This window comes from Achromobacter pestifer, assembly GCF_013267355.1.
GTDB classification, from domain to species: domain Bacteria; phylum Pseudomonadota; class Gammaproteobacteria; order Burkholderiales; family Burkholderiaceae_B; genus Achromobacter; species Achromobacter pestifer_A.
In genome coordinates this window covers 3,392,291-3,408,685 of sequence record NZ_CP053985.1, presented here as the reverse complement: position 1 = coordinate 3,408,685, position 16,395 = coordinate 3,392,291, and the positions used below count along the sequence as shown (strand labels likewise).

General features: G+C 62.2%; 15 protein-coding genes and 1 tRNA gene. 7 read left to right on the top strand and 9 right to left on the bottom strand.

Annotated elements, in window-relative coordinates:
- Window positions 1-108: 108 nt before the first annotated feature.
- Window positions 109-1,092, bottom strand: a complete 984-nt coding sequence (locus tag FOC84_RS16460; protein WP_173145350.1) for a Bug family tripartite tricarboxylate transporter substrate binding protein — start codon at window positions 1,090-1,092, stop codon at window positions 109-111.
- 27 nt (window positions 1,093-1,119) lie between these two features.
- Window positions 1,120-1,905 carry an alpha/beta fold hydrolase gene (locus FOC84_RS16455; protein WP_173145349.1) on the bottom strand — a complete coding sequence of 262 codons (786 nt, stop codon included), beginning with the start codon at window positions 1,903-1,905 and terminating at the stop codon, window positions 1,120-1,122.
- Between the two features lie 91 nt (window positions 1,906-1,996).
- Between FOC84_RS16455 and FOC84_RS16450 the strand changes: the two genes are divergently transcribed.
- Together FOC84_RS16450 and FOC84_RS16445 are read left to right on the top strand one after the other, a co-directional pair.
- Window positions 1,997-3,061, top strand: coding sequence for a GlxA family transcriptional regulator (locus tag FOC84_RS16450; RefSeq protein WP_173145348.1), 1,065 nt, complete (start codon window positions 1,997-1,999; stop codon window positions 3,059-3,061).
- A gap of 68 nt (window positions 3,062-3,129) precedes the next feature.
- Entirely contained in the window at window positions 3,130-4,092 is a 963-nt protein-coding gene (locus FOC84_RS16445; protein ID WP_173145347.1) for a bifunctional GNAT family N-acetyltransferase/nucleoside diphosphate kinase regulator, read from the top strand.
- 23 nt (window positions 4,093-4,115) lie between these two features.
- Here the strand turns inward: FOC84_RS16445 and FOC84_RS16440 are convergent, their stop codons facing one another.
- Window positions 4,116-5,372, bottom strand: coding sequence for a D-amino acid dehydrogenase (locus tag FOC84_RS16440; RefSeq protein ID WP_173145346.1), 1,257 nt, complete (start codon window positions 5,370-5,372; stop codon window positions 4,116-4,118).
- A gap of 251 nt (window positions 5,373-5,623) precedes the next feature.
- On the opposite strand from FOC84_RS16440, the gene FOC84_RS16435 reads away from it, so the two are divergent.
- Window positions 5,624-7,942: a molybdopterin-dependent oxidoreductase gene (locus FOC84_RS16435; protein WP_173145345.1), complete on the top strand. Its 2,319-nt coding sequence runs from the start codon at window positions 5,624-5,626 to the stop codon at window positions 7,940-7,942.
- A gap of 84 nt (window positions 7,943-8,026) precedes the next feature.
- Here the strand turns inward: FOC84_RS16435 and FOC84_RS16430 are convergent, their stop codons facing one another.
- The 5 genes from FOC84_RS16430 to FOC84_RS16410 form a co-directional block, all read right to left on the bottom strand.
- Window positions 8,027-9,046, bottom strand: coding sequence for a Bug family tripartite tricarboxylate transporter substrate binding protein (locus tag FOC84_RS16430; protein ID WP_254241986.1), 1,020 nt, complete (start codon window positions 9,044-9,046; stop codon window positions 8,027-8,029).
- 108 nt (window positions 9,047-9,154) lie between these two features.
- Window positions 9,155-9,934, bottom strand: a complete 780-nt coding sequence (locus tag FOC84_RS16425; RefSeq protein ID WP_173145344.1) for an SDR family oxidoreductase — start codon at window positions 9,932-9,934, stop codon at window positions 9,155-9,157.
- 130 nt (window positions 9,935-10,064) lie between these two features.
- On the bottom strand, window positions 10,065-11,000 hold the full coding sequence (locus FOC84_RS16420) for a 4-hydroxy-tetrahydrodipicolinate synthase family protein (protein ID WP_088158300.1): 936 nt from the start codon (window positions 10,998-11,000) through the stop codon (window positions 10,065-10,067).
- 40 nt (window positions 11,001-11,040) lie between these two features.
- On the bottom strand, window positions 11,041-12,261 hold the full coding sequence (gene metC / locus FOC84_RS16415) for a cystathionine beta-lyase (protein ID WP_173150189.1): 1,221 nt from the start codon (window positions 12,259-12,261) through the stop codon (window positions 11,041-11,043).
- 214 nt (window positions 12,262-12,475) lie between these two features.
- Complete coding sequence (locus FOC84_RS16410) at window positions 12,476-13,435, bottom strand: LysR family transcriptional regulator (protein ID WP_173145343.1); 960 nt, start codon at window positions 13,433-13,435, stop codon at window positions 12,476-12,478.
- 180 nt (window positions 13,436-13,615) lie between these two features.
- On the opposite strand from FOC84_RS16410, the gene FOC84_RS16405 reads away from it, so the two are divergent.
- Entirely contained in the window at window positions 13,616-14,074 is a 459-nt protein-coding gene (locus FOC84_RS16405) for an Lrp/AsnC family transcriptional regulator (protein WP_013396409.1), read from the top strand.
- Window positions 14,075-14,144: 70 nt separating this feature from the next.
- Here the strand turns inward: FOC84_RS16405 and FOC84_RS16400 are convergent.
- Window positions 14,145-14,218 (bottom strand) — tRNA-Gly (locus tag FOC84_RS16400).
- Between the two features lie 184 nt (window positions 14,219-14,402).
- Here FOC84_RS16400 and trmB point away from each other — a divergent pair.
- Genes trmB through thiS form a run of 3 tightly spaced genes read left to right on the top strand, consistent with a single transcriptional unit; the run spans window position 14,403 to window position 16,380 of the window.
- Window positions 14,403-15,227 carry a tRNA (guanosine(46)-N7)-methyltransferase TrmB gene (gene trmB, locus FOC84_RS16395; RefSeq protein ID WP_173145342.1) on the top strand — a complete coding sequence of 275 codons (825 nt, stop codon included), beginning with the start codon at window positions 14,403-14,405 and terminating at the stop codon, window positions 15,225-15,227.
- Window positions 15,227-16,165: a prolyl aminopeptidase gene (gene pip / locus FOC84_RS16390; protein WP_173145341.1), complete on the top strand. Its 939-nt coding sequence runs from the start codon at window positions 15,227-15,229 to the stop codon at window positions 16,163-16,165. The genes trmB and pip overlap by 1 nt, the downstream gene beginning before the upstream one ends.
- A 14-nt stretch (window positions 16,166-16,179) precedes the next feature.
- Window positions 16,180-16,380, top strand: a complete 201-nt coding sequence (gene thiS, locus FOC84_RS16385) for a sulfur carrier protein ThiS (protein ID WP_088142993.1) — start codon at window positions 16,180-16,182, stop codon at window positions 16,378-16,380.
- Window positions 16,381-16,395: the final 15 nt, after the last annotated feature.

Genomic DNA, 16,395 nt, shown 5'->3' with positions numbered 1-16,395 from the left:
GGATGACTTTAGGCGTGCTTGATGGGGGTGTCTAATATTAAGAATTTGAGATTTGATACTAAATCAATATCAGAGAGTCACCGCTGGTGAAGGCAGTCCGTCCCCAGCTCAATGCGCCATCACGCCAAGCTCCTTGATGAGCCCCGGCACAACCGAGTACTCCGCCCGGTACTCACGCGAGAATTCCTCCGGCGAATTGCCTACGGCATCGAAGCCGATGTTCTCCAAATACTTGCCGAACGCCGGATCGCGCACCACCTGCTGCGCCGCCGCCGCAAGCCTTTGCACCACGTCGGCAGGCATGCCGGCGGGGCCGCTCAAGCCGACCCAGGCCTTGTTCTTGAATATGAAGGCGTCGTATCCCGCTTCGGCGAAGGTCTGGACCTCTGGCAGCAGCGCTGATCGCCTGTCGCCGATGACGGCGATGGCCTTGACCTTGCCGTCCGCGACCATGGGCGCGGCAATGCTGGTGGAAGTGAAGGTGAACGCCAGTTGCCCGCCCAGCAGATCGGTCATCGCCGGTGGCGATCCCTTGTAGGGGACTTCAATGAACTTTACCGAAGACTGCCTGGCCAGGCTCTCCATGATCAGCTGCGGGTATGAGCCCGGGCCATATGACCCATAGGCCAGGGGAACCTGCGCGGCCCGGGCCTCCTTGACCGCCCCGGCCAGATCGCCGGCCGGCATGGACTTGTTCGCGATGAGCACAGGGCCTGACGCGGCTATTTTGCTGATCAGCGTGAAGTCCCGCAACGGGTCATAAGGCACCTTCATGGTCACGACCGATGAGATGAGCGCATCGCCCACGCTCAACATCAAGGTGTAGCCGTCGGGCTTGGCCCGGGCGACTTCGGTAGCGCCGATGGTGCTGCCGGCGCCGGGTTTGTTTTCAATCACGACGGGAGCACCGAGCCGCGCGGACATGAGTTCGCCCAGCTTGCGTCCAATGGCGTCGATAGGCGCGCCGGCCGGCGAAGGAACGATCCAGCGGATAGGCCGGTTCGGATAGTCGGCTTGCGCCATGACAGCGAAGCTGCTCAGCGCCATGGTGCAAGCCAGCCCGAATTCCAGTGTTTTTTTGATGGCAGCCATCTTGTCTCCTCCTTGCAGGATCAGGAACTAGTTGTGTGCATCCAGGAACTCGAGCACCACGCGGTTGAACTCGCCGGGTGTTTCGAAGTACGGAGAGTGGCCGGAATCTTCAAAGGTGTACTTCTGGCTGCCAGGCAGCAGCCTCGCGACCAGATGGTGGCTTTCCGGCGTGAGGAAATCATCGTGGCTGCCGCCCGTCATCAGGGTCGGCACGCGGTAGCCCGCGAATTCGGCCGGGTGGATCTTGACGTCGTCGGCCTGCATGGTGAGGGCAAGGAAGCCCTTGGGATTGAGCGCCTTGATACAGCCATACAGGTGCAGCATCTCGGGCCGGGCTTCGACGTTCTTGCGGTTCCAGCCGATGCTCTTGCTGCGCGGGTCATGGCGGCCGTCATCGAAGGTCTTGCCGGCCTTGCGCAGGATCTCCCAGGTCTCGGGCGAATAGGCGGGCGTCGGCGAGCCGCTGATGAACAGCGTCTGGACGCGCTCGGGGTGTTTCACGGCCAGCGGCAGGCCGGCCCATGCGCCCAGCGACTGGCACACGAGGTTCACCTTGCCTATGCCTTCCTGATCGAGTATGGCCAGCACGTCTGCGGGGTAATGGCGCGGATGGTTGCGCTCCGGCGCGCAGGGAGAGTTCTTGAACCCCCTCAGGTCCATCACGATGACCTTGTATTTCCCGGCAAAGAATGGCACTTGCTGGTACCAGCAAATGGTGTTGCCGCCGCCGCCATGGATGAACAGGACGGGCGCGCCGTCGCCATGGGTTTCGTAATAGATGCGGGTGTCGTCGGGTGCGGTTGCGTAAGGCACGGAAAGCTCCTCGGAGGGATCGGTTGATCTAATATCTGCGTGTTGATTTTGTTCGATCCCTTGCGGAAACACCGCGCTCCAAACAGACATCATGGGTGCCGCTCCAGACAACTACCCTCTGCATGTGGACCTGCTGCTGCCAGCCGGCAGGCTGAACGGCCCCATCCATGCCGCGATCGATACTTTCCGCACCGCCAACGGCATTGCCCGCAGCCGCAGCGGGCAAGCGTCCGGCCATGTGGTGACATGGCGCTGCGCGGGCGCAACCTCGCCGGCGGGAACGGACTCTGCATCCGAACACCAATGCTTCCTGCCGCCGGGCGCACCGGATTCGGCAATGGAGCGCGCCATCTTCGTGCCGCCCCTGGAAACGGTCTCGGTGCCGCAGCTGCGCGCCTGCGTGGCAAGCAACGAAGCCGTGCTGCGCGAAATCCGCAGCGCCGTGGCGGACAAGCGCTATGTCTGCGCGGTCGGCACCGGCGTCTGGCTGGTCGCGGCGGCGGGCGTCCTGGACAAGATGCAAGCGCCGGTGCAGTGGGCGTACCAGTCAGGCTTCGCGCGCACCCATCCGGACCTGGCCATCGCCAATGATCCGATTGTCTGGGCCAGCGAGCGCATCCTGCTGGCCGGGACGCCTTCATTGGCCTATGACTGCGTGCTTGAGCTGATGGACCGCACGGGTATCGCCGGACTGGCCGGCGCCTCGCGCGACAAGCTCGTCTTCGATCCCGCGAGGCAGTCCATTGCATCGACGCTGCCCATAGAGAAGGTCAGCGGCCTCACACGCGACAGCCCGCTATATCGGGCAGCCCAATGGCTGCTGGCGCATGCGCAGGAAGCGGTGACGATAGGCGACGCCGCGCAGCATGCGGCCGTCAGCGAGAGAACCCTGGCGCGCCTGTTCAGGATGCACCTGGCGATCACGCCTCATGAATTCCTCACTGACATACGGATGCGGAAAAGCCAGATGTGGCTGGAGGTGACGCTGCGTTCGGTGGAGGATATTGCCAATGACTGCGGCTATCTGGACGTCGCGGCCTTCCGCCGCGCCTTCAAGCGCAAGTTCGGTCTGACGCCGGCGGATTATCGGCGCGAGTACACGCAGCGCGGTCCGCGCGCGCGGTGGAAGATGGAAAAGTATGGGCGGGAGGCCTAGAGACGGTGGATCATCCGGCATCCAATCGCGTTCCGGCTTAAAATGCGCGGTTTGCCGAAAGAACCGTCATGGCCGTCGCCATGAAGGGCTTTCATCCTTTACAAATAAGTGTGGTGAAGATGAACAAGCCTTTCATTTCGCTGTGCCCGGAAATTACTCGGGCACACGCGCTGACTCTGATGGATTGGTTGGAAGATGAGCGCGTTACCTGCTACCTGAGCGATTCGCGCCACGTCTCCCGCTTCATCGAGCAAGCCATCGATCGGACTCAACTGCCGATCTTGACCCATCTGTTCAACCAGGGCGGCCGGTTCTTCATGGCCTATGACCGGCATGACGTCCCCGTCGGTTTCGTGCGCCTCGTCAAGACCGGCCCGGACTGCGAGATCGTCCTGGTGATCGGAGACAGCGACAACTGGGGCCAAAACCTTGGCGCCAGCACGATCCGCGAAGGCATGAAGCTGGCCTTCCTCGACATGCGAGCCGAGAAGCTCATCGCCAAGATCCATCCGGACAACGCACGCTCACTGAAAACCTTTCTGCGCAGCGGTTTTCTGCTTGAAGGCGAAACGGCGACACTGAAGTCGTTTTCCATAACTGCGGGGCGCTATCTCCGGCTCTTGCGCGAAGGCGCCGTTGGCGACTCCACGGATATCTACATCACTGAAATCGACAAGGCCCGGCTCAAGAGCCTGATCGAACTCGAGCAAGGCCCGACTATTGTCGAACTCGAGCACGAACTAGAGCGGGCCATCGTCGTCAAGCCGCAGCAGGTGGCGCGGAACGTGGTCACGATGAATTCCAGGGCCTTGCTGCAACTGGACGATGAAGAAATGGAAGTGGCCCTGGTCTACCCAGAAGACGCTGACAGCGGCGCCGGAAAGTTTTCCATCTGTTCCGACGTCGGCGCCGCCATCCTGGGCTATCAGGAAGGGGACGCCATCGACTGGCGGATTTCGGACCGAACGCGCCGGATCGGGATCAGGAAAGTGCTTTATCAGCCGGAAGCCGCGGGCGATTTCCACCTGTAGGTTTCCTGGGTTGAATCGGCATGCTACCTACGAAAGCGCTCGATCGTGAGCCCCTCGAGGTCGATTTCAGGCTTGCGACCGCACACCAGATCCGCGACGACTCGGGATGTCCCGCAGGCCTGGGTCCAACCGTTCGAGCCATGCCCGCTATTGAGAAACAGCCCGTCCCAACCCGAGATTCCGAGAATGGGGGGGCCATCCGGCGTCATGGGGCGCAGGCCGGCCCAAAAGGTGGCGTTCTCGTAGTCGATACCATTTGGGAACAGGCTACGCACCACTCGGACCAGCACATCCTTGCGGCCCGCCTTCAATGACAAGTCATGGCCGACCAATTCGGCCATGCCCGCCGCGCGGATTCTGTTGCCCAGTCGGGAAATCATGACCTTGTTGTGTTCATCCATGACCGACATGTTGGGCGCTTGATCAGCATTGATCACCCGCGCGGTAATCGAAAAGCCCTTGAGTGGATAGACGGGAAGCCTGATCCCCAGCGGCGCAAGCAATGCCGGAGCCTGGTTGCCCAAGGCGACAACCGTGGCATCGGCCTTCAGCACGCCGCCAGAGGTCTCGGCGCCCACCACCCGTCCGCCCTCATGCAGCAAGCGCCGCACATCGGTATCGAAGCGGAACTTCACGCCTGCACGCTGAAGCCAGGCGGTCAATGCCTGGCAGAAGATATGGCTATCGCCCGAGGCATCGGACGGCAAATGAAGGCCGCCCGCGATCTTGGCGGTGGCGTCTCGCAAGGCCGGCTCGACCGCCAGCGCATCGCGTCCATTCAACACACCGTGGGGGATGCCGAACTCCTTCAGTGCGCTGGCGGCAATATTGCCGTACTGGCACTCCGCTTCGGTCTGGAATAGCTGCAACACGCCGCCCGCATGGAAATCGAAGCCGATCGGCGTCTCGGCCATCAGCTGTTTCAGGCAAGCGAGGCTATAGTGGGCCACGCGTTGCATGCGCAGTTTGTTGATGCGGAATCGCGGCGCATTGCATTCCATCAGCCATCGCCTGATCCAACGGAGCCTTTCAAATTCCGGCCAAAGCGAAAAGCGCACAGGGGCGTCGGCTTTCAACGCCATCTTCAATACCTTGAGCGGCATTCCCGGCGCAGCCCAGGGCGCGGCAAAGCTCGGACACAAGCCGCCCGCATTGCCGAAGCTTGTTTCCATTCCTGCCGCCGAGTGGCGCTCCACAACTTCGACTTCGTGGCCTTCGCGGCAGAGATAGTAGGCCGTTGCGGCGCCGACTACGCCAGATCCGAGGATGAGAACTTTCATGGGCGTGTTTTTCTTGGTCGATCGTGATATCTGCGGCGTAGTCGGAAGGCGGAGCCCGACGGCGCCACGCCTGACCGGATTCAAGAATAAAGGGTACCGGAGTGAAATTTATTTCATTGTTTTGACGCCAACCCGCGCGAATGGAAAGAAAATTCACCAGCTGTGTTGTTAGCATTGATTGCGCGTTGAATATTCGCAATCGGTCCGGATTCTTGAAATGCGCGAGCCCTGGGCCAGAACCCCGTCAAATCATGTCTGAACAGATTCGCCGCTTCCCCTCGCTCTCTCATTGGGGCGCATACACCGCGGTCACACAAGGCGGCCGGCTGATCGATTGCGAACCGTTCGCCCACGACAGCGCCCCCTCGAGCATCCTGCAATCGATGCCTGCCATGGTCCACTCGCCGCTACGGGTGAACCGGCCAGCCATTCGGAAGGGATGGCTGCGCGATCGGCACTTGTGCGACGGGAGCGAGCGCGGACGTGACGACTATGTAGAGGTCAGTTGGGACGACGCCCTTGCGGCAATCCATTCAGAACTCCAGCGCGTGAGGACAGAGCATGGCAGCGAGGCCATTTTTGGCGGCTCATATGGCTGGTCGTCGGCAGGCCGGCTGCACCATGCGCGCACTCAGACGCACCGGTTCCTGAACGCCGGCGGCGGCTTTACGAATCAAGCGGGAAACTATAGCTGGGGCACGGCGCAGTTCCTGCTGCCCCATGTGATCGGCACCTATACGCCGGTGACGGGCCGCGTGACAGACTGGAACAGCGTCACGAACCATACGCGGCTGCTGATCGCATTCGGCGGCATGCCGTTACGCAATACGCAGATCACCTCGGGCGGCGCCGGGGACCATCCCGTGCCCGGCCAGCTCGAACGGGCGGTGGCGGCGGGCATAGAGTTTGTGGTCATCAGCCCAACCAGGGGGGATGTTCCTCCGGGCGTGCGTGCGCGCTGGATTCCCATTCGTCCCAACACGGACGCCGCCTTGATGCTGGCAATGATCCAGGCGCTGATCGCCGATGGCATCCACGACGAGGAGTTCCTCCAGATCCATTGCGTTGGATTTCCGACCTTGCGCGAGTATCTCGAAGGCAAGACGGACGGAACCCCCAAGACGCCCGAATGGGCCGAGGCGATCTGCGATGTCCCGGCCGATACGATCCGCGCGCTCGCGCGCCAGGCCCGCAACACTCGCACGATGCTGACGTGCGCATGGTCATTGCAACGCGCCCATCGCGGCGAACAGCCGTATTGGGCCAGCATTGCGCTTGCCGCTGCGTTGGGGCATATCGGGCTGCCTGGCGGAGGCTTTGCGTTTGGGCATGCCTCCATGAACGGCGCCGGAAACCCGCGCATGGAGATTGCGGGGCCTGCCATGGAATCGGGGCGCAATCCGACCGGCTCGGTGATTCCTGTTGCCCGGGTCACCGACATGCTGCTGCATCCTGGCCAGCGCTACGAATTCAATGGGCGGGTAGGTACTTATCCGGACATCAAGATGGTGTACTGGGCCGGCGGCAACCCCTTCCATCACCAGCAGGACCTGAACCGCCTCAGCCGGGCATGGAGCCGGCCGCAAACGATAGTCGCCCACGAGATCTGGTGGACTCCCATGGCGCGCCGCTCGGACATCGTGCTGCCAGCCACCACCACGCTGGAAAGAAACGACATCGGCGGGTCGACGCGCGACCGCCACGTGTTCGCCATGCATCAGGCCCTGGCGCCGATCGGCTCCAGCCGCAATGACTTCGACATATACCGGGAACTGGCCGCGCTGGGCGGCTACGAACATGGCTTTACCGAAGGCCGAGGCGAGATGGAGTGGGTGCGGCAAATCTACGAAAGCATGGCCAAGGAATGGCGCGGCAGTGGCTATATGGCCCCTGATTTCGATGCTTTCTGGAGCCGGGGGTTCGTGGAAATTCCCGAGCCTGAAAAACCATTTGTGCTGTTCGAGGAGTTCCGTCGCGATCCCGCGGGCAATCCGCTGCGTACGCCGTCAGGTCGCATCGAGCTGTATTCGGAGAAAATCGCCGGATTCGGTTACGCCGACTGCCCGCCCCACCCCAGCTGGCTGGCGCCGGACGAATGGCTGGGATCACCCAAGGCGGCCCGGTGGCCGCTACACCTGCTCACCCCGCAGCCCGCGGGCAAACTCCATTCCCAAATGGACGGCGGCAAGACATCGGTGGACCTCAAGGTCAATGGCCGGGAGGCTCTGCGCATCGCGCCGTCGGATGCACAAGCCCGGCGCATCGGCCAACATGATCTGGTCAAGGTATACAACGACCGTGGCGCGTGTCTTGCGACCGCGGTTATCGACGCCGATCTCAAGCCTGGCGTGGTGGCCTTGCCCACGGGAGCATGGTTTGACGCTGCCGACGAGAATCTGGAGATCCACGGCAACCCCAACGTGTTGACGATCGACGTGGGCACTTCCCGCTTGACTCAGGGAAGCAGTGCCCAGTCCGCGCTGGTGGAGGTGATGCGCTGGGAAGAAGCCGCACCTTTGGTCCAGGCCCTGGAGGTACCGGCAATCGTCAAATTGGATCGTGCCGCATAGCCGTCTGGCTCGAGGCCGGACGCGGCTTTGCCTCAGCGCTCAGAGCGCCCCTCGATGGGGCGCTCTGGTTCTTGGGAAAGCGCTTCAGTCGGCGGTGATATTGGCCTGTTTGATGATGGCGCTGTATTTGGCCGTCTCGGCTTGGATGTACTGCGCGAAGTCCGCGCTGTTCCTGTAGGAGCTTTCAAAACCGAGGTTGTCGAGCTGCTCCTTCATGCTGGCGGACGTCATGATTTTCTGCGTGGCGACTTCCAGCGTCTTGAGTATCGGCTCCGGCAGCTTGGCGGGCGCCCATAGGCCATACCAGGAATAAAACTCGAAATCCTTCAGCCCGGCTTCGCGCATTGTCGGAACGTCCGGAAGCAAGGGGCTGCGCTTGTCGCCGGTTACCGCCAACGCACGTATCTTTCCCGACTTGACCATGGGCAACGAGGAGAGCATCGGATCGGCCAGCGCGTGAACCTGTCCGCCGATCAGATCGGTCAAGGCAGGGCCGCCGCCTTTATAGAGAACGATCGGGATCTGCAGACCGGAAAGACCGCCTTCATATGCGAACTGCGCGATGGCGAGGTGCCCCGCCGAACCAAAGCCCGTGGTTGCAAAATTGTATTTGTTGGGAGCTGCCTTCACCGCGCCGACGAATTCCTGCACGGTCTTCGCAGGGACATCGTTGTTTACGCCGAATATCAATGCGCCCTGGGCCAGACCGCTGATGGGGGTGAAATCCTTCACCGCATCGAAGGTCATCTTCTTCCCATAAAGCAGCGGGTTGATGTTGTGGATCGAGGCATTCAGGTACAGCGTGTAGCCATCCGGCGCCGCGCGCGCAACCACGCCCGCGCCCACCATCCCCGACGCCCCCGCCCTGTTGTCGATGATGACCGATTGCTTCAGTTCCTCGCCTAGCTTCACGGCAAATATGCGGGCGAGGCCATCGACCGAACCGCCAGGAGGGTGAGGCACCACGATGGTAATCGGACGGCTGGGATAGGAGGCGTCCGACTTCGATTGCGCCTGTACCGCACCCAGCACGGCCAAGCCACCGATAACGGCCGCAATGCCTTTCATGCAAAAGCGGCGAGAACGAAATGGGGTATTACGCATGACGAACGATCTCATTGAAAATGGTTGGGCAACGAGTACCGCTCCCCTCCCCGGACCCGCAATCCATGAAAGAGGGGGGTGTGGAAAGCGGGGATGATCGTAGGCGAATCAGTAGGTGCCTGGATAGGCGCCGCCGTCTATTAAGATATTCTGTCCGCATATATAGCCGGATTGAGCAGCGCAGATATATGCGCAAAGCGCGCCCAATTCCTCGGGCTCGCCGTAGCGGCCAGCAGGATTGTTGGATCCGCGCTCCGTCCACAGCTGTTCAAAACTCTTGCCGCCTGGCTCCAGCATTCCTTCTATGTGATGCCGCTGCGCATCGGTGGCGAAGACGCCTGGAAGCAGGTTGTTGATGGTGACGTTGTGCCGCACCGTCTGGCGGGCCAGGCCCGCAACAAAACCCACCAGGCAGGAGCGCGCGCCATTGGAAAGGCCGAGTTCAAGCTGCGGCGTTTTGACGCTGCGTGAGACGATGTTCACAATGCGGCCAAAGCGGCGGTCCATCATGCCGTCAACGACCCGCCGGATCATGTCGATCGGCCCGAGGGCCATGGCGTCCAGGGCCGCATGCCAGTCGGACTGGGTCCACTGGCGAAAATCGCCGGGCGGCGCCCCGTCCGCATTGTTGACCAGGATATCGGGCGCGGGGCACGCCGCAAGCGCCGCCTCCCGCCCTTCGTCCGTGGTGATATTGGCAACCGCATAGCGAACCCGGGTTCCCGTGGCCGCCGTGATTTCATCAGCCGCCTTGGCCAGCGTGCCTTCCGTGCGCGCCGCAATGGTCACGTTGACGCCTTCGCTCGCCAACTGATGGGCGCAGGCGCGGCCCATTCCCTTGCTGCCGCCGAAAACCAGCGCATGGCGGCCTCGAATTCCCAAATCCATAGCGTTTCCTATTGCAAAGGCGCAGCCCAAGCCATGACATGAAATGGCCGGAAAGGAGTTCCGTCATCAGGAAGCCGCAAGGCGGACACTCTTCCGACACGCGTCCTTTCCGGACTCGTCCTGCAAGGGATCAGGCGGCCTTCAGCTGCAGCGAATTCCAGCCGTACTTCTTGTCGAGGCCCAGCGCCTTGACCGCGCGCAGGCCCTTGAGCAAGGGCTCTCCTTCCAGCGCGCGCAGCGGCTTGCGCAGTTCGCCTGCCGGCAGGCCCACGGCCTTCATCAGCGATTTGATGGCCACGGGGTTGATGGCCGAGTACGAGTAGTGCAGCAATTGCAGATTACGCAAATAGGACTCACGGAAGCTGAAGCTGACTTCGGGCGACGTCCAGGGCTGGGAAATCTCGGTCAACTCTGCTGGCGCAATGTTGCCGGTCATGTTGGCCGTGCCATGGCCGCCCAGGCTCATGGTCGGCACGACCAGGCCCAGATTGGGCGAATCGCAGCACATCACGGATACGTCGGGCGCGCCATATAGCACCTGCGCCACCTGGCCCACGCGCGTGGTGGATTCCTTGTGGACCACGTAGTTCGGGTGCTTGAAGATGCGCAGCAGCTGGTCCCAGTGCAGGTCGCTCTTGACGCGCGGCGGATTGTTGTAAATGCCCAGCGGCAAGTCAGTGGCGTCGGCGATTTCGAGGAAATAGCTTTCGATGTCCGATTCGGAGGCGCAGATGTAGGCGGGCGCGGCCAGAATGGCGCCATCGGCGCCGTTGGCCCGCGCAAAGCGCAGGTAATCCATGGTGGCCTCGGTGTTGTTGCCGGTGCAGCCATAGAAGAGCTTCATCTTGCCGGTCTTCATCTTCGCGGTTTCGACGATGATGTCCTGACGCTCCTTTTGCGACAGCATGGAAACCTCACCCGTGGACCCCATGATGAGCACGGCGCTGGTGCCGTTGTCTTCCTGGAACTTCAGCAGTTCGCGGAAGGCTTCGTAGTCGGGGCTGCCGTCCTTGTTGAAGGGCGTAATCAGGGCCACGAAGGACCCGGTGATCTTCATCTTGCTCATGTATATCTCCAGTAATGGCAGAGTCAAAAATGGGTGAGGCTCAAGCCGAGCGGGCGACGTCTTTCCGAGTATCTTGCTGCTGCGCAGCCTGGCAGGCAACCATCGCAGCCAAACCCTGCTTCAGATCGGCGATCAGGTCTTCCGGGTCCTCCAGCCCCACATGCATGCGTACTGCCTTGCCCTTGTGAGGCCAGCGATCGCCGTGGTGCTTTCCCGGACTGAACGGTATGGCCAGGCTTTCATATCCGCCCCAGGACACGCCGATTCCGAAATGATGCAATGTATCGACAAAGGCGGCGACTGATGCATCATCGCTTGCGCGCAGGACTACCGTGAAAAGCCCGCTCGCCCCCCTGAAATCACGCTTCCAGATGGCATGACCCGGATGCGACGGCAGCGCTGGATGCACCACGGCCTCGACCTCGGCTTGCTGCTCCAGCCACTGGGCCACGCGGATTCCCGACGCCATATGCTTCTGTAGCCGCACGTCCATGGTGCGCAGCCCGCGCAACGCCAGGAAGATATCGTCGGGACTGGCCGTCTGGCCCATTTCCTGCGTCGTCTCCTTGACCTTGGGCCAGGCGGCTTCGTTGCAGGTCACCACGCCAAGCATGGCATCCGAATGGCCCACGATGTACTTGGTCGCGGCGTGGATAGACACATCGACGCCATGCTCGAAGGCCTTGAAGAACAATGGCGTGGCCCAGGTATTGTCCATGACGACAAAGGCGCCGCGCGCGTGCGCGGCGGCCGCGATGGCGGGAATATCCTGGATTTCGAGCGTTTCGGAACCCGGTGATTCGACAAATACGACGCGCGTATTGGGCTGCATGAGCGATTCGATGCGCTTGCCGCAAGCAGGGTCGTAGACCTGTACTTCAACCCCGAAACGGCTGAGCACGCGATCGAGGAAGGAGCGGGTCGGGGAATAGGCGCTATACGACACCAGGATATGGTCGCCGGCCTTGAGCAAGGCGGTGAGCGCCGTGGCGATGGCCGCCAGGCCCGAGGGAAAGACCAACGAGCGGTGGCCGCCTTCCAGGGCAGCCATGGCTTCCTCGAACGCGTGGGCGGTGGCGGTTCCATAGCGGCCATAGGTGGTGGCGCCCGGCTCTTGCGCGGCGCGGGCGCGCTTCATGCCTTCCCATTCCGCCATGCTGCCCGCGAGTATCGTCGATGCCCTGCAGATGGGGGTATTCACCAGGCCACCAAAACGTTCCGGATGCCGGCCTGCGCTGACGAGTTGAGTGCTTTCCCTCATGAACTTCAATCTCCGTGGATGCACGGCCAGCGCTTCCACGGGAAGTCGGTGGCCACTGATGACGTGATCAAGTCTATGAGGAGAGTGGGTGAAAACTCTTCGATTTTTTACCCCTTCCGGAGGAAAAAAGAGAAAAATAATCACCGCCGAACCCTGACAATCTGACGCAGGCGGACTGGCTATGCCGGGTCAGGCCCGGCACGGATGAAAGGCCTCAGCTTCGGACAGCGGAGCGCGCGCGTTTCGGCCTGCTTGCGTTGAGGGAGCTCCACCGGCCCGCGCGCTCTTCGATGATAGTGGGAAAAATCTCCAGGCAAAGCTTGTGAAGCGAACGGACGAACGGATTCGATTTCAGGAACATGGCTTCGCCGAAATAGATGGGAATCCTCGGCGCATTGGGAAGCGCGATACAGTTCAGGCGCCGATCCGACTCGTCGATGCACCAGGTGGGCAGCAATGCGAAGCCCAGGCCTTCATCGACGCAACGCTTGACGCTCATGCTGGTCGAGGTAGACACCGCGACCTTGGGCTGCTCGTTGCCGACCGACAAATAGTCCAGTGCGATATTGCGGAGCATCTGGCCGGGTTCATATGTCACCAGCGGCCGTCCAAGCGCCCATTCCGGAACAGCCTTCTCATCGGCTGGCGCGGGCCAGCTCGACGGGAACGCCAGCGCTGGCTGATAGTGGCAGAGCACGCGTTGCGGAATCACGGTGTCGCCAAAATAGCGCTCGCTCAAACAGACATCCAACGAGCCGTTGCGGATCAGCTCTGGCAGCGAGACGTCCTTTTCGTAGCCGACGATCTCGACGTCGGGATACATCCGCCGAAACTTCGTCAGCACCGGCGGCAGCAGGTAGTAGAAGATCGCGTGCGGCATCCCGATACGGATGACTGGCCGCTCCTTATCGATCAAGCTGCCCAGGCGCGTCAGCATGACATCGAATTCCGGCGCCAGCAGCCGGTAAAGGCTGGTGCCGCGCGGCGTGAGCTTGATCGACTTGGCGCCGCGCCCAGCCACCACCAGCTTCTCGCCGACGCGCTGCTCGAGGCGCCGGATGTGGTTGGCCACCGATTGGTAGGTGATGTTCAACCGGCGCGCCGCGGCGGAATAGGTGCCCTCCTGTGCGACGAGGAAAAAAGTCTGCGTGAGAGTAAGGTCCACCTCTTGCATCGCGCCTCCGGCTTGCCGGTTCAAATATAAAATTTCTTGTAAGTCTGGCCTGATGAATTGTATCGCCCCAAGCTGAGGCGACCTATAACATCGACCTCAGGTTTGGCCTCCGAACCGCGCGGCAGCACCGGCCTTCTGGATATGCTCGCCACGCAAAAGGGAGGGTAAGTTGAGTGAGCCATGGACAAGAAAGATCGGTGCATCCTCGCGTTGCTTCAGACAGATGCGCGCCTCTCGAACAATGAAATCGCGGAACAGGTCCACCTGTCGCCGACCGCGTGCTGGAAGCGGATTCAGCACTTGCAGGCGTCCGGCCTTATTCGCCGACAGGTTTGCCTGTTGGACAACAACAAGGCGGGGCTGGGCGTAACGGTATTCGTATCGATAAAGACGAACCGCCATGACCTCAATTGGCTTGAGAAATTCTCGCTCGGCGTCAAGGATATGCCGGAGGTCATGGAGTTCTATCGGATGACCGGCGACACCGACTACCTTCTCAAGGTGGTGGTGCCCGATATCGCCGGGTTCGATTTCGTCTACAAGAAGCTCATCCAGGTCGCTGAACTGTTCGACGTCAGTTCGAGTTTTGCGATGGAGGAGCTCAAGTACACCACGGCGTTGCCGCTAGACCATCTTTGATTCGCAAGCGCGGCAAGCCTCAGCCAAGGAAACTACGTCCCAAAGAGAGGAATTGGATGTGGTGCGCAATTGGAGCGGGTGATGGGAATCGAACCCACGCTTGAGGCTTGGGAAGCCGCCGTTCTACCATTGAACTACACCCGCTCGGGTGTCGTGCCCTCGGCGCAAAGCCGAAGCAGAGGCGGCGATTATAGCGCGCCTTTTTTCATCGCCGCAGCCGACCGCCGCCCTGCGCCGGACGCTCTCAGCCTGAAGGCCGTAAATATGTCCCCAATTTAGTGCATCTGGGCGACAGCGGCCCGCCGGACCTGCCACTACAATCCGGGCTATGAATACGAACACCCCCGAGAACAACCCCGCAGCCGCCTCGGGCCCGGCTGCCGCAAGCCCCCCCGCAACGCCCGGCAGCGAGGCTGCGCCCGCCGCCGTTTCCCCGGAAACGCAAGCGGCGCTGGCCAGTACCGCCCACGCCCCCAACAGCCCGGGCGCGACCCATATCCGCAGTTTCGTGCATCGCCGCGGCCACATTACGCAGGGCCAGCTGGCCGCGCTCGAGCGCCTGATGGGCCAATGGTCCATTCCCTATGCGCCGCGCCGCCTGGATACCGCCGCCGCCTTCGGCCGGCAGGCCCCGACGGTGCTGGAGATCGGCTTCGGCATGGGCGAGACCACCGAGAAGATCGCGCTGGCGCGTCCGGACGACAACTTCCTGGGCGTGGAGGTGTTCAACGCCGGCGTCGGCTCGTTGCTGCGCCGCATTGAAGACTCCAGCATCCCGAACCTGCGCATCGTCCAGCACGACGCGGTGGAAGTGGTGCGCGACATGATCGCCCCCGATTCTCTGGCCGGCGTGCATATCTATTTCCCGGATCCGTGGCCCAAAAAGCGCCACCACAAGCGCCGCCTGATCCAGCCCGCGTTCATCGCGCTGCTGGCCAGCCGCATTGCACCGGGCGGCTACATCCATTGCGCCACCGACTGGGAAGACTACGCGGTGCAGATGCTGGAAGTGCTGGGCAACGAGCCGCAACTTGCAAATACCGCCGACGGCTACGCGCCGCGCCCCGATTACCGCCCCCTGACCAAATTCGAGAACCGCGGCCTGCGCCTGGGCCACGGCGTCTGGGACCTGATCTTCAAGCGAGTCGCCTGATGCTATATCCGCCCATCGAACCCTACCGCCAAGGCACGCTGGACACCGGCGACGGCCACCAGATCTACTGGGAACTCTGCGGCAATCCGCAGGGCAAGCCCGCCGTATTCCTGCATGGCGGCCCCGGCAGCGGCTGCTCGCCCGTGCACCGGCAGCTGTTCGATCCGCAGCGCTACAACGTGCTGCTGTTCGATCAGCGCGGCTGCGGCCGTTCGCAGCCCCACGCCAGCCTGGAGAACAACACGACCTGGCATCTGGTGTCCGACATCGAGCGTCTGCGCACCGAAGTCATGGGCGCGGAAAAATGGCTGGTGTTCGGCGGGTCCTGGGGTTCGACGCTGGCGCTGGCCTATGCACAAACGCACGTGTCGCACGTCAGCCAGCTGGTGTTGCGCGGCATTTTCGGGCTGCGCCGGGCGGAAATCCAGTGGTTCTACCAGGAAGGCGCGTCGTGGCTGTTCCCCGACCGTTGGGAAGAGTACCTGGCGCCGATTCCGGAAGACGAGCGCGGCGACCTGGTGGCGGCCTATCACAAGCGCCTGACGGGGGGCGATCCGGCCGAGCAGTTGCGCGCGGCCAAGGCCTGGAGCAAATGGGAAGACAGCACCATCACGCTGCTGCCCAGCCCGCGCCATCAGCAAAGCCATGCCGCCGACCGCGCCGCGCTGGCGTTCGCGCGCATCGAGAACCACTATTTCGTGAACCGCGGCTTCATGGAAGAAGGCCAGCTGATCCGCGATGCGCACAAGCTGCGCGGCATTCCCGGCACCATCGTGCAGGGCCGCTACGACGTCTGCACGCCCGCGCGCACCGCCTGGGACCTGCACCGCGCCTGGCCCGAGGCCGAATTCCACCTGGTCCCGGATGCGGGCCATGCGTTTGACGAACCCGGCACGTTGGCGCGGCTGATCGCCGCCACCGACGGCTATGCGCGATAACTGAGGAGACCTGCATGCACATCACCCTGAACGGAGACGCACGGGAGTTTCCCCTGGACACGACCGTGAACGAATTGCTGGAAGCCCTGGGCTATGCCGGCAAGCGCGTGGCCGTGGAACGCAACGGCGAAATCGTGCCCAAGAGCCAGCACGCGCAAACCGCGCTGAGCGACGGCGACCAGGTCGAAATCGTGGTCGCGGTGGGCGGGGGCTGAAGCCCGCGCCGCACT